A 23,214-nucleotide genomic window follows, 5' to 3' on the forward strand; every position below is an offset into this window, starting at 1 on the left:
GCCCAGCCAGGAACGCAGGCCGCGTCGCCTCAGACGGGCCGCATCACCTGAGCCAACCCCTCCGGAGTGTCCTTCACTTCCGGCGGCGGGCCAGGGTTGCTCTGATAGGTCACTCCCGCGACGGTAACCTTGCCCGTCGCCTGGGACAGCGGCAGATGCTCAGTCCGGCCGTCGGCGGGCCCGCCGATGAAGGTCACCAGAACGGTGATCGAACTCGGGTCCATCGGAGCCGTCGCCTCCACACGCTTCCCGCTCGGGACGGCTGCATCACTCTCCGAGCTACCGCAGCCTACGAGCGCAACGAGCAGGCCGATACAGCCCGCCACCTTGAATATGTGCACCCACGCATGTTGCCAGGACCAGGCCAACCCACCTACGGCAGAGACGATCTTGTGACCTCACAAGGTCCGATGCCGAACGCCTACCAACAACTGGGGACGTTCACGTGTACGTGGCTGGGGAGCCAAGACCGTACGTCGACAGCGAGAGCAGGTGCCGGCTCGACCGCGTGGCCTACCGTCGACGCAACGTCGTCGAGCGTTGCTTCAACCGGCTCAAGCACAACAAGGCCCTGGCCACCCGCTACGACAAACGCGCCCGCCACTACCAAGGCATGGTCACCCTCGCCTGCCTACGCCTCTGGCTCACCTGACACTGCGGACACGACCTAGGGGGTGTTTTGTCGATCATGCATCGAGCCAGATGAGTGTGCTGGCCAGGGTGATGGCGGCGAGGTAGTGGCCGGGCTGTTTGTCGTAGCGGGTGGCGATGCCGCGCCATTGCTTGAGGCGGTGGAAGCAGCGTTCGACGACGTTGCGGCGCCGGTAGACGGCTCTGTCGAAGCCGCAGGGCCGTTCACGGCGCCGGCGTCGGCCCGCGAGCTGGTCGACGCGTTCGGGGATGGTCGCTTTGATTCCGCGTCTGCGCAGGTAGGCGCGGAAGGAGCGGGCCGAGTAGCCCTTGTCGGCCACCACCCGCTCCGGGCGGACGCGGGGCCGTCCCGGTCCGGGCCGCGTGACACGGATGGCATCGATGACCGCTTCGGCCTGGGTGCAGTCGTTGCGGGTGCCGGCCGTGACCGTGAAGGACAACGGCCGGCCCCGCCCGTCGCAGGCCAGGTGGACTTTGCTGGTCAGCCCGCCGCGGCAGCGTCCCAGCCCGCGCTCGTCGAGCCCCCTTTGGCCGCGGTGTGCTGATGGGCCCGCACGATCGTGGAGTCCAGCGCGACCAGCCAGTCGACCTCCGCCCGTCCCTGGGCTGCGGCCAGCAGCTTGTCGAAGGTTCCGTCGGCGGCCCAGCGCGCGAAGCGTCCGTGCACGGTCTGCCAGGGCCCGAACCGCTCCGGCAGATGTCTCCAGGGCAGCCCTGTGCGGAACTTGAACACGATGCCTTCGAGGACCTGGCGGTGGTCTCGCCACCTGCCTCGGGCCCGGCCCACCGGCGGCAGCAACGGCTCGATGACCGCCCACGCGGCGTCAGTTATCTCCCCATCCCTCACAGCCAGCCCAACGATCGGATGATCGGAAAGACGCTGCCTAGGGAGTGTTCTGAGTTGAGATCACGGGATCGGTCATTCCCGCTCCAGGAGGGTGCTGGCTGCGGTAGACCGGTCGCGTGACTCATGGTGATCTGACCGATGCCGAGCGGAGTTGATCGAGCCGCACCTGCCGCTGGGGGCGTTCGGACCGATCCCTGACCCGCGTAGCTATCCGCCTGCAACCTTTTCCCCCGTCCGACTGTCTCCTGATCATCAGCCGCTCCTTGTTGTCCCTGAGAAATCAATCGGCACAGGAGCGGTCGCACGGAATCTGGAGACACTTCATGCGCATTCGCCCCGCAGCCTGCGCGGCACTCCTCGTGGCGTCCCTCGCCCCCGTCCTCACGGCACCTCCCGCCAGCGCGGCGGCGGCCAGGTACGCGGACGACTTCAACGGCGACGGCTACCGCGACTACGCCAGCTACACCTACGAGCAGTACAGCAAGGGCGGCGGCGTCCGGGTCACTTTCGGTACCGCCTCCGGACCCGGCACCCAGACCCAGTTGATCACCCAGGACAGCCCCGGTGTCCCCGGCGCCGACGAGACGGAGGACCAGTTCGGCGACGTCCGGGTGCCCGCCGACTTCAACGCCGACGGATACGGGGACCTCGCCGTGTCGGTGTCGCGCGAGGACGTCGACGGGCGCACGGACGAGGGCGGCGTCGTCATCCTGTGGGGAAGCGCGACCGGCCTCTCGGGTGGCACCGCGATCCCCAACGCCGGCGCCAAGGTGTCGAACGCCCGCTTCGGCCGCGACCTGGCCGCCGGGGACTTCAACGGGGACGGCAAGAAGGACCTGGCCGCGATCAGCGGGAGCAAGGCCTACGTCTACCGCAGCATCACGCGCACCGGTGTGGCAGGCTCGGTCACCAGCCACGACAAGACGACGAGATTCGCGCCCACGTCCCTGGTCTCGGGCAACATGAACGGGGACTCCAAGACCGATCTGGTGATCATCGGAATCACCGACGAGCCCGACAACTTCGGCACGGACGCGTGGTTCATCAAGGGCGGCTCCCCGCTCAGCGCGGGCAAGACTCTGCGCCTCGTCACGAACTACGGCGACCCCAGCGAGGCGGTGATCGCCGACTTCAACAAGGACGGCTACGGGGACCTCGCGGCGGGCAGCCAGATGTACAACAACTCCCAGGGCCGGCTGTCCATCTGGTACGGCTCCTCCACCGGCCCCGCCACCGCCGTCCGTATCACGCAGGCCACCACCAACGTGGCCGGCACCCCAGAGTCCGGCGACCTGTTCGGCTCCTCCGTCTCGGCCGCCGACATCAACGGCGACGGCTACAAGGACCTCGCGATCGGCGTCTACGGAGAGAAGATCAGCCAGGAGACGACCGAGGGCGGCGTCCACGTCCTGCGCGGCAGCGCGAGCGGGATCACCGGCACCAACTCCCAGTGGCTCGCCCGCAACACCGCCGGCGTCCCCGGCGACGTCGCATGGAACGACTGCTTCGGCGAGCCGGTCCGCCTCCGCGACACCAACCGCGACGGCAAGGCCGACCTCTACGTCGGCGCCATCAACGGCTCGCTGCGCTTCCCCGGCACGTCGTCCGGCGTCACCACGACCGGTGTGACCGACGCCGACACCGAACTCATCTGGGGCATGCTCCAGTAGGCCCGGCCTCCCGCCCAGGTGCCTGGGGTTCGCCTTGTTCGTACGAGTGCGCCCGCGTCGTGGCCGCTCGCGCAGTTCCCCGCACATTCCCGCTCCAGGAGGGTGCTGGCTGCGGTAGGCCGGTCGCGTGACTCGTGGTGACCTGACCATGGCGAGTGGGAGTTGATCGAGCCGCACTTGCCGCTGGGGGCGTTCGGACCGATCCCTGACCTGCGTAGCTATTTCAACGCGGTGATGTGGCGGTTCCGTACCGGCAGCCCCTGGCGGGATGTGCCGGACAGCTACGGCTCCTGGTCGACGATCTACGACCGGTTCCGGACGTGGGCGCGTGACGCGGTCTTCCAGACCCTCATGGACGCGGTGATCGCTGAGGCAGCGGCCCGTGACGATGTCGATCTCAGCCTGGCCAGTGTGGACTCGACGGTTGTCCGCGCGCATCACCATGCGGCGGGCATGGTGGTCGACCCGGAACTCCTTGAGGATCTGGAGAAGGCCGTGGCGGAGGAAAAGGGGCAAAACGACCCCGTAGGAGAGGGGTCCGCGGACATGGAGGATCCCGAGCGGGACCAGCGCCGGGCCGTGCGCCGACGCCGCAGGGCCCGGCTGCGGGCCGCCGAACTGGGCCGCTCCCGGGGCGGGCTGACCGGCAAGGTCCACCTCGCCGTTGAGCGGCGCTGCCGTCCGCTGCCCATCATCCTCACCCCCGGTCAGACCGCGGACAGCCCGCGCTTCATCCCCGTCCTCAAGAAGATCAAGGTCCGCGGCCGGGTCGGCCGTCCCAGGACCAGGCCGGACGCAGTGGCTGGCAACAAGGCTTACTCCTCCCGCGCCAACCGTGCCCACCTGCGCAGACGCAACATCAAGGCGGTGATCCCGGAGAAGGCCGACCAGGCCGCCAACCGCAAGAAGAAGGGACACTCCGGCGGCCGCCCGGTCAGCCACGACGCCACGCTCTACAAAGATCGCAACACCGTCGAGCGAGCCATCAACAAGTTCAAGGAGTGGCGGGGGCTGGCCACCCGCTACGACAAGACACCCGAGAGCTACGCCGCCGGGCTCCACCTGCGCGGATCCATCCTCTGGTTACGCAGCCTGCCAGCCCTCCCGTGATCCCGACTCAGAACAGCCCCTAGGGGGCGTCTCGTCGATCACGCCGGATCAGGGAGCGGCGCCTGGTGCCGTGCATCGCAAGGCGGAGGAGGGAGCCGATGCGGCGCCATGGGGGTGCCCCCGCGGGAGTTCGTTCGAGCGTGGGGGAGAGTGACGACAACGCGGCGAGGTGCGGTGCCAGGCGCCGCGAGCCCGGCATGATCGGCGAGACGCCCCCTAGGCGTGTTTCAGAGGTGGACTTCATCGCTCGCCCTGCGCCGTGATGATCGCGGTGTGGCCCAGGGGATCTTTCTTACGATCAGTGGGCCGTGCTGGAACCGATGCTTCCGGTGCCGATGCAGGGCAGGCCGGCGGTGGGGCAGAGGAGGCTGATCGATGAAATCCTTAGTTGCCCTCGCACAAACGCTCACTCAAGGGTTGATAGGCAGCGAAGCCTGCATTGCCGTCGAATCCGGTCAGCTCGGATGCGTCAGGTGATGCATGCGAGGTTGTGCAAGCCCCCCGGCACAGGCTTGGTCCTAGCCATCTAGAGCAGTCGCATCTCCACCCCTGGCCCTCCGTGCAACCGGCAGGATTGGCAGTGATTACGTCGTAATCGCCAGGGGGCGAGGAGGAGCTGGTGATTACGACGTAATCACCAGTCCACCGGGAGGGACTGCGAGCTGCCTCGCACTGCGGCTACTTGAGCGAGAGGCAATCCTCGACTCACGCTGATGAGGTTGCTCCATGCGGGATGGCCGTACGTGCCTTCCTGCTGCCTTGGCTTGCCAAGGCAGGCTAGATGTATCGGGGCCTACGAAGACATAGACGTCGAGAAGCGGACGAACCTCGGGTCGAGATTGCGCGGGCAGGGCCCCGCAACACCAACGCAGAAGCCGACGCTCCTTGACTGCGAGATGGAGGCGGTGTCTGGGCCTCGAGGAACCGCGTCACCTGACATCAGCTTGTGTCCAGGTCTCTCTCTTCGGACCTTCGGGAAGCAAGTGCCATGAGGGTGCGATGCCGCCCTCAGCGGTCCATCCAAAGCGGTTCAGCTGTTGGGCATCCGCAATGCGGCCGAGCTCTTCGAGACAGACGATCGCGAGCTGCGCGGCCGTTTCGCTGCCAGCAGCCACAGCTCGCCTGCACCACGAGTAGGCATCGCTCCACCGCCCTCTGTCAGCAAGTTGCTGCGCTGCCCAGTAGAGGGCGCCTGGCGCACCCTCTGCGGCTGCCTGCTCGGCTGCATCCAACGCCTCCTCCAGCAGCCCTCGCATCGCCAGCCGCTGAGCCGCCGCCAAAAGAGCACTGGTTGGGTGTCGGCGGAGGGCTTGCTTCGCCCACTGCGACACCTCTCCCAGGAGCTTGGGGGTCCGCTCGTGCGCGTGATGAGTCAGGGTTGATTCGACAAACGCCGCATCCGGACGTTCCGTTCTCGGCGCCCGCGGATCGGCGTAGGAAGCGTCTGCTTCTTTCTCTGCAGCCCAGTCCGGGCCGTCGTAGTCGAGGACATCGTCTGCCTCTTCACCTAGTGTTGCGGGCTCGTGACCGCCGCGCTGTGGAGTGAGCAGTGACAGCCACTCGGTTGCAACGTCTGCGATATCGGTGTCTGCAGCTGCGGCGGCGCGGTGAAACCAGGGCATCGCCTCGGTGCGGCGTCCACTGTCCGCTAGTGCCTCTGCGGCAGCCAGGCAAGCGCTGTCGTCGCCGGCGGCCGCCGCTTGCTCGAACCAGAGCAGGGCATGTTCGATGCGGCCTGCCTTGGCCATGGCGTCTGCCGTCCATCGCGCTGCCGCAGCGGTCGTCACGCCAGGCAGACGTTCACACCAGGCGGCGGCTTCATCGCCCCGGCCCACCACCACGAGCTCCTCCGCTGCCGAGCGGGCAGACCCAGCGTCACCTGACGCGTGGGCCTGTTCGAACCAGGGCAGAGCCTCGTCGAGGCGTCCCGCCTCAACGAGTTGCCGTCCAACCTCGCCGAACTCACCAGCTTGCGACCACAGCAGGCAGGCAATCTGCTTCAGCCCTCGAGATGCGGCCGCCACGGCCAGGTTTTGCGCTCCTTGCCCAGCACAGTGGCGCGCTGCCGCTTCCCAGAACAGTGCAGGAATCGGTTGCGCGCGTCGTTGGGCACGCAGGTGGTCGACTAGGAAGTCGGCTACGCGGTAGGCAGGCTCGTGTGTCGGCTCCTTCTTGCCCGAGAACGTGCCTCGGGGGCGCTTCTCCACATAGAGCGGGCCGTGCACTCCTTTAATGGGGGCTGCCAGTTGGGCGAGGGCAGATGTGTGCCAGTTGTCAGGGAGCAAGTCCCACTCGGTGTCGGTCAGGTATGCCTCTGCCGCTTCGAGTAGAAAAGGGAGGGATAGGCGCAGGGGATGCCCAAGGAGCCTGGCGTCGACTGCAGCATCGAGAAGTGCTCTGTGCTCTGGTGGCGCCTGGTTGTAGATCGCGACCAGTTCGAATGCGGCTGCCAGGTACTGGGTGACCATGCCGTCGCGTGCGGATTGAGCTGCGTCAACGAGCCGTGGATCGCTCGACTGCCGCAGCTGTTCCACCTCTGCAGCCGAGAACGAGGTGGGCACGTGCAGGTCGTGGCCGGCCACCAGTAGGCGGGCCTGCGAGAACGGATCGCGCTGACTGGCTGGCGGTTCAGGTACCCCAGCGCGGAGGGATGCTTGTTGCGGCGGGGCGCTGCGTAGTTCGTCGAAGTATCCGGGACCGGGCCAGATGGTGCCCAGAACAAGGACCGGCGCGCGCCGATCATCGCTGAGTAGCGTGCGAAGCCCTGCAGCGATGGCCTCACTGTGCTCGAGGTGAAGCAGGTAGTGGTGCGCCTCGTTTAGCCAGACCACTGTCTTGGGACCCACACGCTCGAGCTGAGCCAGCGCAGCTCGGGGCCGGTCGGGATCAAATGGATGCCACAAGCGCCAGTCATCTGGCAGTGCCTGCAGAGCTTCATAGCAGGTGCGGGTTTTGCCCGACGACGACGTCCCGACGAGCATGACGAACTGGCTTCGCCCCTCGACAGCCCTCGCGACGATGGCCCGTAGCCGTTTGTCGTGCGGACGCTGCACGTATGCGGGCAGTCCCTCAGCACCCTGCACTGCGATCGATGGATGCACCTCCAGGTGGTACGGATCGACGCTTCTAACGGGGCGTCCCACGGGCTCTGCCGCCCAAGTTTGGGACTGGATCCTTGAAGAGGCCTCTGGCCAGCCGCTGTCCGCCCCGATAGCTCTCTGGCCTGGCTGGTAACCGATTTGTGCGACGTAACGGATGGCGCGGTCACCGGCATCCACGTCTGCCGCGTCTGTGTGCCTTGGCGAGTGGCCGGTGACCGCGAAGCCGCCGCTGGAAGCGGACGTCTCGATGAACTCGGCTCTGGCCTGCTCAACTTCCACGAGCCCGGCGTACCTGTCGAGAGAGACTGCTACTGCAGAGGGTTCCGCGGGGAAACGAGGCTGCGGCCGTGTGCCCTTCGACGGGAACGGTGGCGGTGATTGCGGCCGTCCGGAGCCACGGACCGCCTGGGTCAGCGCCTTCACCGCGGCAGGCTCATCCAGATCGTGAAGTTGCACAACCAGGCGAGAGGACAAGACTGCTGGCAGGTGATGCTTCTCAAGCGGGCGGACGGCCACCGGGATCAACCGGCCGAGGCGCCCGACCACAGCAGCCCAGACAGCCTCGCTGTTCCGCCCAGGCTCGAAGTAGTGCGGCGAAAGGACGGCAACCACCGCAGAGCACCGTTCCAACACCGCATTCATCTTCACGACGAAGTCGTCACCAGCTCGCCAGTGCCACAGCCGCAGCTCGACTCGGTAACCAGCCTCCTCAAGTTGCCACGCAACCCACTCCGCCCACTGGTCGTCCGGCTCTCCGGCATGGTGGACGAAGATCAAGTCCGAAGCATCGGTCATCCCACCTCCCCCTCCACCGTTTCCCCGAGGTGCCCTAGCGGCCCACTTCCTGTACATCGTCCTGCACAGGCTCGTCATCTCGCACTGGAATCACCATGGCGTGGCTCAGCTGCCAGCTCACTCAGCTCAGGCCGAACGCTGCTAACGCTTGGGACTAGTCAGCGAACAGCCAGTACGTGCAGTCCGAAAGACAGAGGCCAGACTCACGGGCCCGCTCGGCGAAGTGGCGCCTGCACATGCGGCGAGGGGCCTGTGCTCCACAGGATCAGTGTCAGCCGGGGCCCTATGCGCAGCCGGCACGGCAAGAAGAGGCGAAGCGACTCGTAGGTATGGACCATCACATGACAGCTCGGATGAATTGGCGCGCCCTTCCCTATGCGGACCGGAGGACCGGTGAGCCTCAGACACAGTGCTCTGGTGATTACGGCGTAATCACCAGAGCACTGCGCGCCGTACGCACGTGACTGGGGTGGCCTGCCGTTTGGCAATCGCTGCTTGAGAGCCAGGGTGCTCTGGGCAAAGCGTCAGCAGCAAGCAGCAGTGACTGGCCGCAGTTGGAGCCCATCGCAGCTTGTCGTGCCCCAGCGTTGAGAGCCCCGCACCGCACATTTGACGCGCATCAGATTCTTCGTTGGCACCGCGCCTCGCCGCGTTGTCGTTGGTCCCCGATGCGCCCCTCTACCCGTAGCCGGCGCCGGGGAGATGCCGCGCGCGGCAGGACGCGGCATCTCCCCGGCGCCCAGGTCAGCACGAAGAGACGGACGTGTGGATCAGGTGGAGCAGCTCGCGGACCAGCCCGCCGACCAACGTGGCGGAAGCGGCGTAGAACGCCGCCTGTCCGAGGCCTTGGACTAGAGGGCGGCGGGCACGTCGCCGCTTCGGGACCGGGCGGTGCGTACGGTGGGACATGACGGTCTCCGATCAGGGGATGAGTCGGCTGCCCCCGCACCGCGTGTTCCTGGCAGGGATACGGTGCGGGGCGCCGTTTCTGCTGGCCCCAAGCCTTATGGCTGACGTGCGCTGAATGCAGCTCCCGAGGCTCGAATCTCGATGTAAGTTCGGCGCCATGAACGGGAATCGGGCCACCACGTGGGTCGAAGGGACTTCGGCCGATCTGGTAGCCGACGCACACGCTCTGGGTGTGATGAAAGCCAGTCCCAGGATGGTGACCTCTTGGGTCGAGGACGGGATGCTCGCCAACCCTGAGCCGCGCAAGACCAGCGCGCACGGCAGCGATCCGCGAGTCTTCCCCCCGGAGCAACGTGAGTTGTTCACCAGACTTCTCGAAGCTCGAGAGCGTTCCCCGCTGGGGCGCATCCCGCAACGGTCGCTGATCCGTGTCGTGCTGTACCTGTGGCTGATCGACGACACGATCGTGCTCACCCCGCAGGCGCGCCGGGCCTGGCGTACCCACGCGCGCGCTACTGGCCAGACGACCGCCGTCCGGCGCCGCGAGAACGTCCGTGCCATCGTTGAGCAACTCGCCCACCCATCAGCCACCTTCAAGCAACGGCGCGCCGCCCAGCTCGTCCTCGAGGAAGGCGAGCGGACGGGCCGAATCGACACCGACAGACTGACCGCGGTCCTCACGGAGTTGTACTCACCCTGGCCAGTCCAGCCCGGAATGCCGAGGATCGAACGAGCCCTGGCCGGCCCGTTCGGGCCCGTCCCCGTCCAGCACCACATCGCGATGTGGAAGGCCAGAGAGCAGACGATCCGCCGCCTTCGGCACGAGGAGATCGACGAGCAAGAGCTCGACCGGGTGCGCGCCGCCTTTCGGCCAGAGTGGGCGGATTACCAGGCTCGTCGGCCCGCCATGGCGACCATCGGCGCCGGAGAGTTCGCGGCGTACTTCGCTGAGCCCGACACCATGGAGGGCCGCGCGATCGAGGCGGTCGACGCTTTCGTGGGAACGCTCTCCGGCGAACTCGGGTTGATCGAAGCAGCCTCCCATGCCGCAGAGACGGCACGCCTCAGACTGGCGCGCTGACGGCCCGAGACCGGTCAGCGAGCAGTTGGTCCAACTTCAGCGGCAACGTGTCCCGGTTTGGTGTCACTGGACAGCCGCGCCTGCCTGATGATCACGGCTCGGTAACGGCACTCAGTGGAGCGTCACACCGTCGACTTTCACGACACCTCTAGCAGGTGACCGCGGGTTCCGTCCGGACCCCCGCGCCACCTGTGTGAGGAGCCTTGTCATGACGTACACCAGCAGCGCCCGGCAGCCCGAACCGGCGCCGCGCCCGACCTGTTCAAGGGGTGCTGAGCGGCCTCCGGGCGGCCAGGAATCCAGTGCCGTGAACGGTGCCGCGAACGATTCCAACGTCGTGCCCATCACTGCAGCTCACACCGCCCGACAAGGGGCCTCCCGACACGTTGACACCTCTCTCCCTTCCCCTGAGACGTCGACGAAGGGGAAGAAGTCCACCCCCACGGCCAGGAAGGTGCGGGCCGATGCGCTGCGGATGCTGGGGTGCGTGCGGATAGCCACGGTCCGGCAGCTGGCTCAGGTGATCACGAAGGAGGACGCCGACGGCCGGTCGTACGTGCGCAGGGCGATGAACAAGCTGGCGGAGCTCGGGCTGGCGGAGACGAACGGCAAGGACGGCAAGCACCAGATCTGGAACCTGACCCCGGCGGGACAGAAGGCTCTGGCTGACGGCAACGAGCTGCCTCCCCGACCGAAGGCCGGCACCGGAGCGAAGGCCGTTCGCGCCGGGTTCGGTCCGCACGGCGTCGCGGTGACGGACATGATCCTCGCCTACGGCGGCCGCAAGCACCTGACCGACTGGCAGGTGGAGGTCAACCACGCCATCAAAGAGACCGGCCTCAGCTTCAACACCGACGCCGTCCTCGCCCTGCCGACCAAGACCAGCGAGGTGCGCCTCTTCGAGCTCGACAACGGCACCATGTCCCAGGCCCGCCTCGCCAAGGAGGTCTGGGACTACGAGCGCTACGCCGGGCACCGCGTCTGGGAAGGCGCCCGCGGCACCAACGGCCGCACGTTCCCGTTCTGGCAGCGCCACCGCTACACCCGCTCCCAGACCTTCCCGCGGCTGCACGTCGTCCTGGCGGGCAAGGAGGAGCACCTGCTCGACAACCGCCTCCAGGCGCTCGCCGACAACGTGCACGGCATCGCCATCGCGGTCTGGGTGAACACCCTGCCCCGGCTCCAGCGAGGCGAGCCCTGGTACGAGATCGGCGTCGACGACCCGGACCGGCGCCGCCGGCGCTACCCGGAGCCCGTAGGCCGTTGAGGTGCGGAGCAGGCCCGCCGGAGACGACGACGCTCCCTCCCGCAACAGCCGTGGGGGAGCGTCGTTCTGTGCGCGGCGGCGGGCTAGGCCGGTGCGGTAGTCGCCGGGCAGGCCGGTCAGGGTCGAACACGCCCGGCGCCCGGGCCTTCCTGCTGTCCAAACCGGGCCGGGATGTTGGTGTCCGCGCGTACGCTCGGATCGCCCGCCATGCCCTTAGCCCGGGAGACCCCGGTGACCGCACAGGAGCCCCGCATCAATCCCGCCGTCAGCAGCGGAGGAGAGCGCTCCCCGGCACCAGTGATTCCCGGATGCACGCGCGTCGAACGACAGATCACAGCACGTGGCGCGTCTGCGGACGAACTCGAAGCCCTCGGCTTGCCCAGGTACGCCATGCTTCCAGTCGTGGTCTACCAGGCCATTCAGTACGACCAAGACGACAACGTCCTGGCGGCCACGACCACAGTCGTCCCTTCCCAGCATCCGACTCCCGAGGGCTGGGAGGTTCCGCCCCGGGCGGTGACTGATCGCAGATAGGCAATGAACTGCCGCCTGTGTACTCGGTGTCCCTCGCCAAGGGAGTGCCGCGACCGCCCACGGGTCAGGCAGCCAGGGCGTCCCGCAAGTCGCGTACGGCGTGCTCGTGGTGGTGCTGAGCGGGGATCGCGTCGTACAGGTCCAGGGCGCGGCGGCGGACCAGGCCGGTGCGGTAGTCGCTGGGCAGCGCGGTCAGGGCGGCGACCGTACGGCGGCACGCCTGCTCGGTGTCGCCGTCGTGATGGGAGCACGCCGCCGCGTCGACGTTCAGCAGGGTGCGCGTCATGGTGCTGGTCGGCGCGGACAGCTCCAAGGCGCGCTCTTGGCTGACGTGGGCGAGGCGGGTGTCTCCGAGCGTGGTGAAGGCGTGGCTGAGGTGGACGTGGTGCTTCTGTTCGCCGTACGTCAGCCACGTGTCCGACCGCTCGTTCTCGGGGAGCCGGTCCATGAGGGCGTCGGCGGCCCCGAGCGCGGCGCGGGCCTGCTCGCCCTGGTGGTTGAGGGCGTAGGCGCGGGCGGCGACTGCGGCTGCCGCGTTGCCGCGGCGGTCGGCCGGTGCCTGGCGACGTGACGGGCCCGTTCGGCAAGGCCGACCGCCGCTTTCGGGGCGCCGTAGTTGAGCGGGACCATCGCCTCCCGGGCGAGGACCCATGCGTGCAACTGGTCGTCGCCGGATTCGGCGGCTGCCCGGGCGGCCGTGGCGAACCAGGCGCGGGACTCCCGGCGGCTGCCCAGGTCGTGTAAGATGATGGCGGTTATGCTGGCCATCTGCCCGGCAGTACGGCACAGCCTGGCCCGTACCGGGGCGGGCTGCGGGACGGTGAGCAGCGAACGCAGGTCGGCGAAGTCCGAGACCAGGTCGGCAAGAACGCGAGTGGGCTGCTGGCCGTGGTAGCCGTATTCGTAGCTCTCGGCTGCGGCCTCCAGGTCGGCGAGATCCTGGGGAGTGTCGGAGGAGAGGGCCTGGTCGACGTCGGTCCGGGCGGCGGTAAGAGCGGCGAGCGCCGGAGCGGTGAGGTCGGCGGCGAGCGCGCCACGCAGCAGATTGCGGCGCTTCATCGGATCATCTCCATGGTCGGACTCCGTGCCGAGAGCGGCGGTGTCCTCCCAGGGTTGCGCAGCCAGCCCCAGGAGGGCACCGGGAATGCGCAGACCGCCGGAGATTCGCTCGACAGTTGCCAGCGCGGTGACAGCCGCAGCGCCCCGGGCGATCTGGCTGACCGCTCGGACTTGAGCGCGCACGCTTCGGCGATCCGGTTGAAGGAGATCCCCGCGCCGTGGGCCATGGCGAAGACGGTGGAGAAGTCACGCTCGTGCAGGGCCCGAACGAAGGCGGGGTCGGCCAGCAGACGGTGCGGCACCTGAGCGGGTGACGGCGGTAAGTCGTCCACAAGTCCCCCCTGAAATCTCGTGGAATGACAGTCGTCAACCTCACGACCATACCCACCGTGGGGCCCCCATGGAGGGGTTAGCGCAAGAGGCTGCCCCGGCTTCACTGGCGGGTGTTCGCGGCCGTTCCGTCCAGGGGGCGGCCGACCGATCAGGAGGAGGGTCCTCATGCAGAGTCCCGTCCAGCCCCCGCCCGCCACGTCCGGGCCGTCGACCGGCGGCCTGGTCCGCTCCCGCCGGCTGATCGTCGCCGCCCGATGCCGCAACGCCATCCCCTCGGACGGCGGCGGCACCGGCCGCAGCGACGGCAACGACTGACGGACCGGGAGCCCTGACGCGATGACGGATCTGTCCATCGCGGCATGCCTGGGCGAGGACTTCCTCGCCCAGGCAGCGCACCGCGAACACCGCCACGTACCCGGCGCGCTCGACGTCGCCGGACTGATGACCTGGGACGACCTCAACAACATCCTGGCCGCGCACCGGCTGGAGCCGCCGCGCATGCGGCTGTCCCGCGATGGCGAGACGCTGCTGGTCGGTGGATACACCGCCCCGGTGGCCACGCGTCGGCACACCGTGTGGCACCGCCTCCACCCGGCCGAACTGCACGCCCGCCTCCAGGAGGGAGCCTCGCTCGCCCTGGACAGCGTCGACGAACTTCACCCGCCGATCGCCCGCCTCGCCGAAGCGATCGAGCGCGACCTCCGTACCCGCGTGCAGGCCAACCTCTACGCCTCGTGGACCAGCACCGAGGGCTTCGGCATTCACTGGGACGACCACGACACCGTCATCGTCCAGTTGGACGGCGCCAAGCGGTGGCGGATCTACGGCACGACCCGACCGTTCCCGCTCTACTGCGACATCGCGTACCCGGGCGAGGCGCCTAGCGAGCCCGTCGCCGACCTGGTCCTCCATCCCGGCGACGTGCTGTACGTGCCGCGCGGCGTGTGGCACGCGGTCTCCGCCGACCAGGGCGTGCGCTCTCTGCACGTCACCTGCGGCCTGCAAACCCACACCGCGATCGACCTGATGGCGTGGGTGTCCGAGCAGCTGCTCACGCACGAGGACTGGAGGCGCGACCTGCCCCTGCTCGCCGCCCCCGACGTCCAGGCCGACGCCGTGGACGGGATGCGCAAGCGACTCGCCGAACTGCTGGACGACCCGACGCTGATCACCCGCTACCGGGCGGCCATGGACGGACAGGCCGTCGGCAGGATGGTGCCGAGTCTGCCGTACATCGACGGCATTCCGGCCGAAGGCAGCCTGCGGGTGCGGCTGACCACGGCCCGCGCGTCCCTGGAGACCGGAGAGGACGCGGTGACGCTGTCCGCCGCCGGGAGCACATACGAGTTCGCCCCGGCCGCTGAGGCGGTGCTGCGCCCGCTGGTCGACGGCCGCACGGTGGACCTGGCCACGCTCGCGGAAACGGCCGGCCTCGCTCTGGATGACGTCGCCGGGCTGGTCCAGGAGCTCGTAGCCGGGCAGGCCGCGACGGTGGGGAGCCTGCTGTGACGGCACAACTCGCTCTGGGCACCTACCGGTGCCGGGCGATCCCGGAGGCGGCTGCCCATGCGGCCGCCTCCGGCGCGCAGTGGATCGACACCGCCCCCAACTACGCCGCCGGCCGCGCGCAGAAACTGCTCGCCCCGGCCCTGGCCGCCCACCCGTCGCTGTGGGTCTCCACGAAGGTCGGCTACTTCACCGTGGCCACCGGTGCCGAAGCCGTGAATGCCGGTGCCCTCACCGAGGACCAGGCTCCGGCCGGACACAGCCTCGTCCCGGACTACGTGCGCTGGCAGATCGCCCGCAACCGCGAGCAACTCGGGCGCGACGCGCTGGACATGGTCCTGCTCCACAACCCCGAGCGCGCATACACCGGCGACCGCCGCGCCCTGCACCACGCGATACGGAACGCGTTCGCCGTCCTTGAAGAAGCCGCGGCGGCTGGGCACGTGACCGGGTACGGTATCGCCACGTGGGCGGGCCTCGAGGAAGAGGTCTTCACGGTGGGGGAGCTGCTCGCCCTGGCCGTCGAAGCCGCTGGCGGGCAGCGTCACCACCTGGTTGCGGTCCAGTTGCCCGTCAGCCTGGTGATGATGACGCCGATCGCGCAGGCCCTTCATGGTCGGGGCCCGCTCCCGGCCGCCGCTGGCGCGGGACTGCGGGTGATGGCCTCCACCCCGCTGCACGGCGGTGAGTTGCCTGGCATGGTCGGCCAGGAGCTCGCCGACCTCATTCGGCCGGGCCTGACGCCCGCACAGGCGTGCGTTCTGGCGGTCGCGTCATGCCCAGGGGTGACGGACGTCCTCATCGCCGTTTCCAGTGCGCCACACTGGAGAGAGGCGGCTGACGCCGTCGCTCAACCCTCCCTGACCGCCGCCAAGTTGCGGGAGATCACTGGCGTACTCGCCTCCGCCTGACCCGGACACCGAGCGCCGCATGCGCGCCCACCACGTCCGCGCCGCAAAGGCCCTGGACGTGCAGACCGAGCCGGGCGGGGAGTTCTGGGGATGGGCCGGGCGCACCCTGGGTGCCCCGGCCCGCACCGCCACCGGCGCCCCGGCGTGGTTGCGGCTGGTGTCCGTGCCGGAGGGCAAGGCGTCGGGGAAGTTGTGGGACGGCGCCCTCGATGCCCAGCACGTCTTCGGCGATCTCGACGGGCACAGGCCCGCGCTCCTGGCCGTCCACGACGCCGTCGACGACGGCACCGCCTACCGGGCGGAACTGTCGGCGCGCGTCGACCAGCCGGTCCTGTCCGACGACCCGATCCTCCAGCACGACCTCCAGCTGCCGGACTCCTAGTGGGCCGACCTCGCCGGGACGCTGGCGAAGGTGTCGGCCGTCGACACCGACCGCGTTGCGTAAGACAGCAGTACATGGACCGGGCGATCCCCCAGTTCGTCGGCATCCCGGCACCCGCCGCCATCTGCTGGACCACCGCCCACTCCGACGTGCACTGGGCCAACCTCACCGAGCCCCTGCGGCTTTTGGACTGGGAGGGTTGGGGGCGCGCGCCGGAGGGGTTCGACGCCGCCACCCTCTACGCCTACACGCTGCTCCAGCCGGACACCGCCGCCCGCCTCCGCACCGTCTTCCCGATCCTGGGCAGCCCGGCCGGCCTCGCCGCCGAAGCAACTGTGTGCGCCCAACTGCTCCAGACCGTGGCCCGCGGTGACAACCTCGCCCTCGAAGACCAGCTCCGCATCTGGGCAGAGGAACTGCGCCACCGCTGAAGAGGGCGCTGAGGAACACCGGCGGGTCCCTCATGGTGGGGCGACCACGAAACCCGACCTGAGGCCGACCACGCCCCCACCCATGACACGTACAGCCCCGACCACGGCAGGTCAGCGCCTTCAAGGGCGTGTGCATACTGCTGGTCATGACGCCTGCGCTCGCCACCCGCATCAACGCGATATCCGTGGCGCTGGCAGTGTGCTGGGCGGGCTTCGGAGCTTGTCTGGGCTTTTTCCTGGGCGGCCGGTGGGGGGCCGCGACCGGGGCGGGTGTAGTCGGCCTGGGCGCGGGAGCCGGGCTGTTCGTCTACCGCCGCCGTCTGGTGGCTTCCCGGCGAGCCGCCGAAACAAGGGGGCACAGAAGGGACCGCCGACGCGGTCCTGATGGGCATTGCGCTGTACCACGCCGCCGTCTTCCCGCTTACCCCTGACGGAGTGAACGAAGAGGAACAACAGGCCCGACGCACCGTCGCCTACCGGCTTGCCGCCTACGACGGCCTGCCCCGTGCGGTTCGGGTGTCGGCTGCCGCGGCGCTGAAGGCCATCGACGAAGGCCAGGACACCGAACGCGCCCAGGCAGCGGTCAAGGCCCTGTCTCTCACGGTCTACGACTGCCGCGCCGGCCGCTGACGCACCCAGCTGGCGGGACGGGCGGCGTGGACGCAGTCGAGCTCGGGCGTCAGCGCGGCGGCGCCGTCGTGCGGGGGACGTCGGCGGGGAAGAGGTCGGGGCGGGCACGGTGCAGGCGAGCGGGGTGGCGCCACCGGCCGGAGGCATCGCGTGCGACGTCGACGCCTACTTCCACCACCAGCTCGGGTTCCACCAGCGTAACGTCCAGCGGCTCCCGGCTGCCCCACCTGGCGGAGAATGACCAGCCCATCCACGGATGACCACGCCGGGCCGGAGCGAGTAGCCCGGCGACGGTGCTGCTCGCCGCCTGGACGAGAGTGGTGGTGCGGCCGGTGTCCTGAACCGGATCCTTTCCACCGTGCCACGACGAACTACTCGCCATGCCACTGGACCGTACGAGGTCGCTTCACCCGGCGTGTCGTGGTGTCTGCCGCGCGTGGTTCGGTACAGTGAACCTGACAGGCCAAGGACGGCCTGGAGGCGAGCGATCCGCCCGGGCGGAGTCGCAGATGCCTCAAGGGTGGGATGCCCGGTCCCGCAACATCTTTTCTCGGTGCCCGTGCATGACTTCCTCCACGGCTGCCGCCCGGGGGACAGCCGGAGCAGGAACTTCATGCCGCATACGACCGACAAGCGGATCAGCAAGGAACTCGCCCACCTTCTGTACCTGGGACGACTCCAGCCGAAAGGCGGTCGCCCCGCCTTGGACCCCACCGACCGGGGGCAACTGGCCTTCCAGGCTCTCCTCTTCGAGTGCCTGATGACCACGCGCGAACACCCCCACCCTCTGGAACAGCCGCGAAAGAGCGCGATGGCCAGCATCAGCGGCTACCTGAACGTCATCTGCCACCAGGAAAACCACCTGGAGATCCACACCAACATGGCCTTCCGCATCGCCAGCCGCATCCTGCCCCTTCCGGGGAAACGGCGGCCTTCTGCGTGTGACCATCTCGGGGTGGCACGCCGCCACGGGCAAGAGCATTCTGGATACAGAGGGGGATGTCTGCCTCCGAACTTCGCGTCGACCAAAGTGTTGACGCGGGAGGAACAATCATGTCTACTGCTTCGCTACAGCTGGGCGAGATCGTCCATGCCGAAGTCCGCGAATTGACAGGCACGGTGTCGACGTATTCGCATGAGTATCCTGTCGATGCGTCCCGCCTGATCCGCATTCCCGATCTGGCACCGATCATTGCGGAGGGCAAGCCACTCACACCGGATCTCCGCGACGAGATCCACGACAGGCTCATCGCCGACCGTGCTCTCGGCGGCACCATCACGGTCAATCTTTCCCTTGCCCTTGCACGTGTCGACTGGCAGAGGACGATTCAACCGGGTGACACGCTCTTTGTGAGGTTCCTGGACACCGGTGGCAAGGTCGACCCCGCTTCGGGGTCCTTTCCGGTCGATGGATCGGGGGCCATCAGCATCCCCTTCCTGGGGAGTGTACTTGTGCGCGACCACCGGCTCTTCGAGGCGGAACATGCAATCGAGCAGGGACTGCTGGACGGGCGATTCTTCCCTCGGCCTCTGGTCAACGTGACCCGCGTACACCTTTCATGAGACACTCGCCGGCTTGCGGCGTGCCGCAAGCCGGCGGCGGCGAGACTCCCGGCCCTGACGGGGTTCATGGCCGCCAGCGCCGAGGGTGGTGTGCCCTGTTCCTCTGGGGTCGGCGCGGAGTTGATCTCATCGATCTTTTACCGCACGGGCTGTTCCGTCGGTTTGGGGCCGACGGGCAAAGGCATCGTCAGGCGATACCCGCGCGTGCCAACTCCTGCCCGAGTTGCTCGACAGCGGCCATGGCTGACGTACGGGAGAAGCCGCCGGTCGTGCCCGCTGTGGCACCGCCGAGCAGCATGCCGGACTCCAGGCCGAGGGCCCGTACCGCGTTGGGCAGTCCGGCCCCGGAGCGGCGCGGGTCGCCGAAGTCGAGCGGCTGACAGCTGTCCCGGAGAATCTGGAACAGGCGCTCCACACGCGCTTCGTTCCGGGGAACGAACTGCTCATGGAAGTCCGGGTGGTGGGCCAGCGTCAAAGCGGCAAGGCTCGTGACGTGGGGTGCGGCCATGGATGTTCCGTCCTGAGCGACGTAGCCGTCAGGCGGCACCGAGGAGATGATGGCCACACCAGGGGCACAAAGATCGACGCCCGGTCCGTAGGCGCTGAACTTCGCGGAGAAGTACCCCTCGGAATCGGGCTTGCCGAACATCTGGAAGGCGTGAGAGCTGTCCTGTGGGCACTCCCCGACCTTGCCCAGAGCGGCAACCGTCAGCACGGTGTCGAGTGACGCCGGGAACAGGACCTTGTCGCTGCCGTTGTTGCCCGCGGCGGCGATGCAGGCCATGCCCATGCTCCGTGCCGCTGCGATCTTCTGGGCGACCAGCGGCGAAAACTCCCCGGTACCGAGACTGAGATTGACCACATCGATGTTCTGCTCGATGCAGTAGTCCAGGGCGGCGAGGAGCGCGCTGATGCGACCTCCGGGGAAGATCCTGCAGGCATGGATTTCGGCCTCCGTGGCGGCTCCGATGACCCCCGTGCCGGTGTCCGCACCGGCGATCGTGCCCGCGCAGTGTGTTCCGTGGCCGATGACGTCCACGCTCCATCCTGCGTTGTCGGCCACGTCCATGCCACCGACCACCTGGTCCGCGAGGTCAGGATGTGAGGTCGCGATTCCCGAGTCGATGACTGCTACTTTGATTCCGTGGGCGCGGTAGGAGGGTGGGATGCGGTCCAGGTGCATGACCTTCTGCCCCCAGCCGAACATCTGGCGGCCGGGGAAGTCGGGTATCGTCTCGTCCAACCGGGCCAGTGTGATGACGTTGTCGCCATCCGTGACCAGCTGTGGGTGCATCACCCAGCGGTCCCAGTAATCCCTTTCGGCCTGGGCGTACACCGCAGCGATCGATCCCGGCGTTTCACCTGGGAGGGAGATCACCACTCGTCCGTCCGGGCCCGTGATGCCCTTTGCAGGCCACGATGCCCCGGTCAGCGCCACCGTTGCCCGTGCAAGCGGAGTCCCGTCGCTGCCACGGACGACGAAGGCCAGACGCGTTTCGCCGCTGAGGGGTGGCATGGCTGCAGGGTTCAGGGATGCCTGGACGTTTTCGGGGGAAGCCGTGGGTACGCCGTAGATGAGCCGGTTGTCGCGTTCTACGTGGATGGGGACTTCCGCGTTGAGCCGGCGGGCGCGCTCTTTTGTCATCGTGAAGACCCCGACCTCTGGGAACGCGGAGTCATCTGACAGTGTCTGCAGTTTTTCGCTGGGTGCGATGCGGTCCTGGAGCTCTACGTCCGGTTCCGCGGCGAGCTGGTCGAAAACCGAGTCGGGCGGCAGGGGGCTGACTCCCTGGGGGAGCACTGCCCCGGGCAGCGGTGCCACGAGCCAGCGTTGAGGACGCTCTTGGACTTCATGCTCTGGTGCGTCGGGGTTAAATGGGCTCTTCTCGCTCATAGTGTCTCCGACTGTCCTGACGTCGTGCCGACCCCGTACCTATGCGGTTTCGGCAGGCCAGGAAGGCTAGGTATACGGTTCGAGCGGCGCGTCGAACTCGATGGTCACGTAGGGATACCTGCGGCGCAGCAGGTCTGCGTGATCGGGTGTCATGTCGACAAGGAGAAATGTCGGCCGATCGGCAGGACCGTGCTGCCCTCGGACCGTCACCGCCGCATCCTGTGCAAGTGCCGTCGCGAGGCTGCTCAGCGTGGCCGGATCAGCGGAACCGATGACATACGGCAGCCGGGGCCCGGACCGGCCGCCGACCGGTCCGGGCCCGGCAGAAGGAGTCACAGTGGCGGCAGGCCCGGATAGCTGGCCCGCGAAGCCTCAAGCGTGCGGCCCACGGACGTCACCTGCGACAGGCACGCGTCGTACTGGCCGTACTGGTACAGCCGGACGGATTCCCTGAGGGCGGGAACGGCCTGGGCGAACTCCGGAACATCCAAGACGGCCTGCTTGAGCCAGAGGTGGATCCGGCGGAGCATTGCCGCGCACATACCTTGGACGATGTCCCGGAATTCCGGCGGGAGGGCTGTACCGGCGCTGACGCCGGCCCCTGCGAGGCCTGCGGAGCTCACTCCTACCTCCAGCCCGCCGCAGCCATGGGCTGTCCTGCACCCATCGGGCCGACGCCCTGCGGCTGCGCGGACGAGGGCTGGCCCTGCGGCGCACTCTGCGCGATCATGCGCATGACGGGTTCCGCAACGATGGGGATCATCTTGAGGAGGACGTCGACGAACTGGGGGTCCAGCTGCTGCTGGCCTGCGCCGGCCGCCTGAGGCTGGCCCTGCTGAGCGCTGAGCCCGAAGATGTCGCCGATTCCTTCGACGACCTTGGAGCCGCCACGGAAGAGGTTCTCGGGCCGCGGCGGAGCAAACGGGAATCCCGGGAAGAACTGCGGGCTCACACCCTGCGGCTGGCCGCCCATGGCCCCCTGCGGCTGCGCGGACGAGGGCTGGCCCTGCGGCGCACTCTGCGCGATCATCCGTATGACGGGTGGCGCGACGATGGGGATCATCTTGAGGAGGACGTCGACGAACTGGGGGTCCAGCTGCTGCTGGCCTGCGCCGGCCGCCTGAGGCTGGCCCTGCTGAGCGCTGAGCCCGAAGATGTCGCCGATTCCTTCGACGACCTTGGAGCCGCCACGGAAGAGGTTCTCGGGCCGCGGCGGAGCAAACGGGAATCCCGGGAAGAACTGCGGGCTCACACCCTGCGGCTGGCCGCCCATGGCCCCCTGCGGCTGCGCGGACGAAGGCTGGCCCTGCTGCGTACCGAGCTGGCTGATGATGCCCTGGGCCACGGTGCCGAGGATCGGCAGCAGCACGCCCAAGAACTGGGGGTCCAGCTGCTGCTGGCCCGCAGTGGCCACCTGAGGCTGAGCCTGGCCGGCGCTCTGCGCACCGAAGGGTATCCCCTGCCCCAGCAGGTTCCCGAGAGCCTGGGCAGCTCCCTGCTGACCACCGTTGGGAGTCGTCATTCCGAACATCCTCTCGCGTACACCTCCGAGACAAATCGGAGGCATATGTCTGTTTTGTCCCTTGGGAACCTATACGCCTACCAGGGGTGCGGCAACAGAAGCTAGTTGACGGCGCAATATTGCCCTTTTCATCAAAGGTGTGCTTGCCTCCCTTCGGACAGCAACTGCCGGGCCACGAACGCTCAGACTCATCTGCGCACGGCCGGATGAAGCACCGCGTCAGCACCGGCATCAAGAACCGCAATGAGGGCGGCGCCCGAAGGTCCTGGCGGCTCTCACGATGGAGTTGAAATCCGTAAGCCGCCGACGGAGCAGACACTCACGCGAGGGCGCCCCGGTCATTACGGGCCTGCGGCCCACGGATCATTTGCCCTTTCCAGGAGGCAGTCGGTGAGACATCCCGGCCGCGGGCCACGGTGCCGTCTGGGCGCCACGCCTGCGCCCGAGCCCTTAGAACTCCTAACGAAAAATGCGTCCATACCGGGGTCTGCTACTGATAGATCGTTCTCAACGGACGCATCTGTCTTGATCGAGCAAGATGGTTGGCCTGCGGTGTGGGAGACACGGGGTCGAGTCCCGCAGCGCTGGAGCCATGGTCGGTCGACCAACTTCAGGCTGGCGTAGGGAGACCACCTCCGTTATCTCGAGTGTCGAGCGGGCGACCGGCATATGAAGCATGTGTCCCTCAGTCGCCGCGCCTGACAGATATCTGCGGGGTGTTCAGGCACGTACGGCACGTTCACGATGCGGGGGTCAAGCGGAGGCCGATGCCCGCCGCCGCGCCATCGCCGACCACCAGCAGCCGCAGCCGCCGACCGAGCCCGCCGGCCCCACCGATCAGCGGCAGCACCACACGCCGCGGCCCGGCAGGGGAGCAGGGCGCGACCACTGAGCGGGGCACCAACCGGTTCATGCCCGATCTCCCATCCGGGGCGCGCACCGAGGATGAGTCCACTCGCCCACCGCACGACGATGTCCACTGGCGCGGTGCGCCGCATCGGTGGGCGGGCCGGCCCCG

At 68.2% G+C, this 23,214-nt stretch carries 22 protein-coding genes and 1 pseudogene; 13 read left to right on the plus strand and 10 right to left on the minus strand.

Translation table 11 applies throughout. From position 1 onward, the window contains the following. Nucleotides 1-29 precede the first annotated feature (29 nt). Nucleotides 30-341, minus strand: coding sequence for a hypothetical protein (locus ACSU6L_RS39600; protein WP_437064481.1), 312 nt, complete (start codon nt 339-341; stop codon nt 30-32). Nucleotides 342-484: 143 nt separating this feature from the next. Between ACSU6L_RS39600 and ACSU6L_RS39605 the strand changes: the two are divergent. After that, nucleotides 485-652: pseudogene (locus ACSU6L_RS39605) on the plus strand (IS5/IS1182 family transposase); the annotation flags it as partial. A gap of 34 nt (nt 653-686) precedes the next feature. On the opposite strand, the gene ACSU6L_RS39610 reads toward ACSU6L_RS39605, so the two are convergent. Further along, nucleotides 687-1,498 (minus strand): IS5 family transposase gene (locus tag ACSU6L_RS39610; protein ID WP_437064482.1). Its coding sequence is split into 2 segments (ribosomal slippage): nt 687-1,186 and nt 1,186-1,498, totalling 813 coding nucleotides; the frame shifts between segments, so codons are not numbered across the junction. A gap of 323 nt (nt 1,499-1,821) precedes the next feature. On the opposite strand from ACSU6L_RS39610, the gene ACSU6L_RS39615 reads away from it, so the two are divergent. Beyond that, complete coding sequence (locus ACSU6L_RS39615) at nt 1,822-3,168, plus strand: FG-GAP and VCBS repeat-containing protein (protein WP_437064483.1); 1,347 nt, start codon at nt 1,822-1,824, stop codon at nt 3,166-3,168. Nucleotides 3,169-3,330: 162 nt separating this feature from the next. Then, nucleotides 3,331-4,278: an IS5 family transposase gene (locus tag ACSU6L_RS39620; protein WP_437064484.1), complete on the plus strand. Its 948-nt coding sequence runs from the start codon at nt 3,331-3,333 to the stop codon at nt 4,276-4,278. 929 nt (nt 4,279-5,207) lie between these two features. Here the strand turns inward: ACSU6L_RS39620 and ACSU6L_RS39625 are convergent. Next, nucleotides 5,208-8,174 carry a TIR domain-containing protein gene (locus tag ACSU6L_RS39625; protein ID WP_437064485.1) on the minus strand — a complete coding sequence of 989 codons (2,967 nt, stop codon included), beginning with the start codon at nt 8,172-8,174 and terminating at the stop codon, nt 5,208-5,210. Nucleotides 8,175-9,240: 1,066 nt separating this feature from the next. Between ACSU6L_RS39625 and ACSU6L_RS39630 the strand changes: the two genes are divergently transcribed. Both ACSU6L_RS39630 and ACSU6L_RS39635 read left to right on the plus strand, forming a co-directional pair. Further along, complete coding sequence (locus tag ACSU6L_RS39630; RefSeq protein ID WP_437064486.1) at nt 9,241-10,164, plus strand: hypothetical protein; 924 nt, start codon at nt 9,241-9,243, stop codon at nt 10,162-10,164. A gap of 475 nt (nt 10,165-10,639) precedes the next feature. Then, nucleotides 10,640-11,431: a replication-relaxation family protein gene (locus tag ACSU6L_RS39635; RefSeq protein WP_437065222.1), complete on the plus strand. Its 792-nt coding sequence runs from the start codon at nt 10,640-10,642 to the stop codon at nt 11,429-11,431. A gap of 598 nt (nt 11,432-12,029) precedes the next feature. On the opposite strand, the gene ACSU6L_RS39640 is transcribed toward ACSU6L_RS39635, so the two are convergent. Genes ACSU6L_RS39640 through ACSU6L_RS39650 form a run of 3 tightly spaced genes read right to left on the minus strand, consistent with a single transcriptional unit; the run spans nt 12,030 to nt 13,356 of the window. Then, nucleotides 12,030-12,413 (minus strand): hypothetical protein, encoded by a 384-nt coding sequence (locus ACSU6L_RS39640; protein WP_437064487.1) that lies wholly within the window; start codon nt 12,411-12,413, stop codon nt 12,030-12,032. Further along, nucleotides 12,371-13,024: a hypothetical protein gene (locus tag ACSU6L_RS39645; protein ID WP_437064488.1), complete on the minus strand. Its 654-nt coding sequence runs from the start codon at nt 13,022-13,024 to the stop codon at nt 12,371-12,373. Before ACSU6L_RS39645 ends, ACSU6L_RS39640 begins: the two co-directional genes overlap by 43 nt. Next, on the minus strand, nt 13,021-13,356 hold the full coding sequence (locus ACSU6L_RS39650) for a hypothetical protein (protein WP_437064489.1): 336 nt from the start codon (nt 13,354-13,356) through the stop codon (nt 13,021-13,023). Before ACSU6L_RS39650 ends, ACSU6L_RS39645 begins: the two co-directional genes overlap by 4 nt. 166 nt (nt 13,357-13,522) lie before the next feature. Here ACSU6L_RS39650 and ACSU6L_RS39655 point away from each other — a divergent pair, with 166 nt between their 5' ends. The 6 genes from ACSU6L_RS39655 to ACSU6L_RS39680 all read left to right on the plus strand — a co-directional run bounded on the left by ACSU6L_RS39655 (nt 13,523) and on the right by ACSU6L_RS39680 (nt 17,217). Continuing rightward, nucleotides 13,523-13,672: a hypothetical protein gene (locus tag ACSU6L_RS39655; RefSeq protein ID WP_437064490.1), complete on the plus strand. Its 150-nt coding sequence runs from the start codon at nt 13,523-13,525 to the stop codon at nt 13,670-13,672. Nucleotides 13,673-13,693: 21 nt separating this feature from the next. Further along, nucleotides 13,694-14,866 (plus strand): JmjC domain-containing protein, encoded by a 1,173-nt coding sequence (locus ACSU6L_RS39660; protein ID WP_437064491.1) that lies wholly within the window; start codon nt 13,694-13,696, stop codon nt 14,864-14,866. Beyond that, complete coding sequence (locus ACSU6L_RS39665) at nt 14,863-15,774, plus strand: aldo/keto reductase (protein ID WP_437064492.1); 912 nt, start codon at nt 14,863-14,865, stop codon at nt 15,772-15,774. The genes ACSU6L_RS39660 and ACSU6L_RS39665 overlap by 4 nt, the downstream gene beginning before the upstream one ends. A 19-nt stretch (nt 15,775-15,793) precedes the next feature. Beyond that, nucleotides 15,794-16,156: a hypothetical protein gene (locus ACSU6L_RS39670; RefSeq protein ID WP_437064493.1), complete on the plus strand. Its 363-nt coding sequence runs from the start codon at nt 15,794-15,796 to the stop codon at nt 16,154-16,156. A 74-nt stretch (nt 16,157-16,230) separates the two neighbouring features. Beyond that, the gene (locus ACSU6L_RS39675) at nt 16,231-16,587 is read left to right on the plus strand and encodes a hypothetical protein (RefSeq protein ID WP_437064494.1); all 357 of its coding nucleotides are present in this window, start codon (nt 16,231-16,233) and stop codon (nt 16,585-16,587) included. Nucleotides 16,588-16,971: 384 nt separating this feature from the next. Further along, on the plus strand, nt 16,972-17,217 hold the full coding sequence (locus ACSU6L_RS39680) for a hypothetical protein (protein ID WP_437064495.1): 246 nt from the start codon (nt 16,972-16,974) through the stop codon (nt 17,215-17,217). Between the two features lie 49 nt (nt 17,218-17,266). On the opposite strand, the gene ACSU6L_RS39685 is transcribed toward ACSU6L_RS39680, so the two are convergent. Further along, nucleotides 17,267-17,599, minus strand: coding sequence for a hypothetical protein (locus ACSU6L_RS39685; protein ID WP_437064496.1), 333 nt, complete (start codon nt 17,597-17,599; stop codon nt 17,267-17,269). A gap of 231 nt (nt 17,600-17,830) precedes the next feature. Here ACSU6L_RS39685 and ACSU6L_RS39690 point away from each other — a divergent pair, with 231 nt between their 5' ends. Both ACSU6L_RS39690 and ACSU6L_RS39695 read left to right on the plus strand, forming a co-directional pair. Then, nucleotides 17,831-18,328, plus strand: a complete 498-nt coding sequence (locus tag ACSU6L_RS39690) for a hypothetical protein (RefSeq protein WP_437064497.1) — start codon at nt 17,831-17,833, stop codon at nt 18,326-18,328. After that, nucleotides 18,271-18,780, plus strand: a complete 510-nt coding sequence (locus ACSU6L_RS39695; RefSeq protein ID WP_437064498.1) for a polysaccharide biosynthesis/export family protein — start codon at nt 18,271-18,273, stop codon at nt 18,778-18,780. Before ACSU6L_RS39690 ends, ACSU6L_RS39695 begins: the two co-directional genes overlap by 58 nt. Before the next feature lie 187 nt (nt 18,781-18,967). Here ACSU6L_RS39695 and ACSU6L_RS39700 read toward each other — a convergent pair whose 3' ends face one another. From ACSU6L_RS39700 to ACSU6L_RS39710, 3 genes are all read right to left on the minus strand, one after another. Next, nucleotides 18,968-20,674: a S8 family peptidase gene (locus ACSU6L_RS39700; protein WP_437064499.1), complete on the minus strand. Its 1,707-nt coding sequence runs from the start codon at nt 20,672-20,674 to the stop codon at nt 18,968-18,970. 332 nt (nt 20,675-21,006) lie between these two features. Beyond that, entirely contained in the window at nt 21,007-21,216 is a 210-nt protein-coding gene (locus ACSU6L_RS39705; RefSeq protein ID WP_437064500.1) for a hypothetical protein, read from the minus strand. A gap of 83 nt (nt 21,217-21,299) precedes the next feature. Further along, nucleotides 21,300-22,196, minus strand: coding sequence for a hypothetical protein (locus ACSU6L_RS39710; RefSeq protein WP_437064501.1), 897 nt, complete (start codon nt 22,194-22,196; stop codon nt 21,300-21,302). Nucleotides 22,197-23,214 lie beyond the last annotated feature (1,018 nt).

The sequence above is a fragment of the Streptomyces sp. enrichment culture genome (genome assembly GCF_964272855.1).
Classification (GTDB): domain Bacteria; phylum Actinomycetota; class Actinomycetes; order Streptomycetales; family Streptomycetaceae; genus Streptomyces.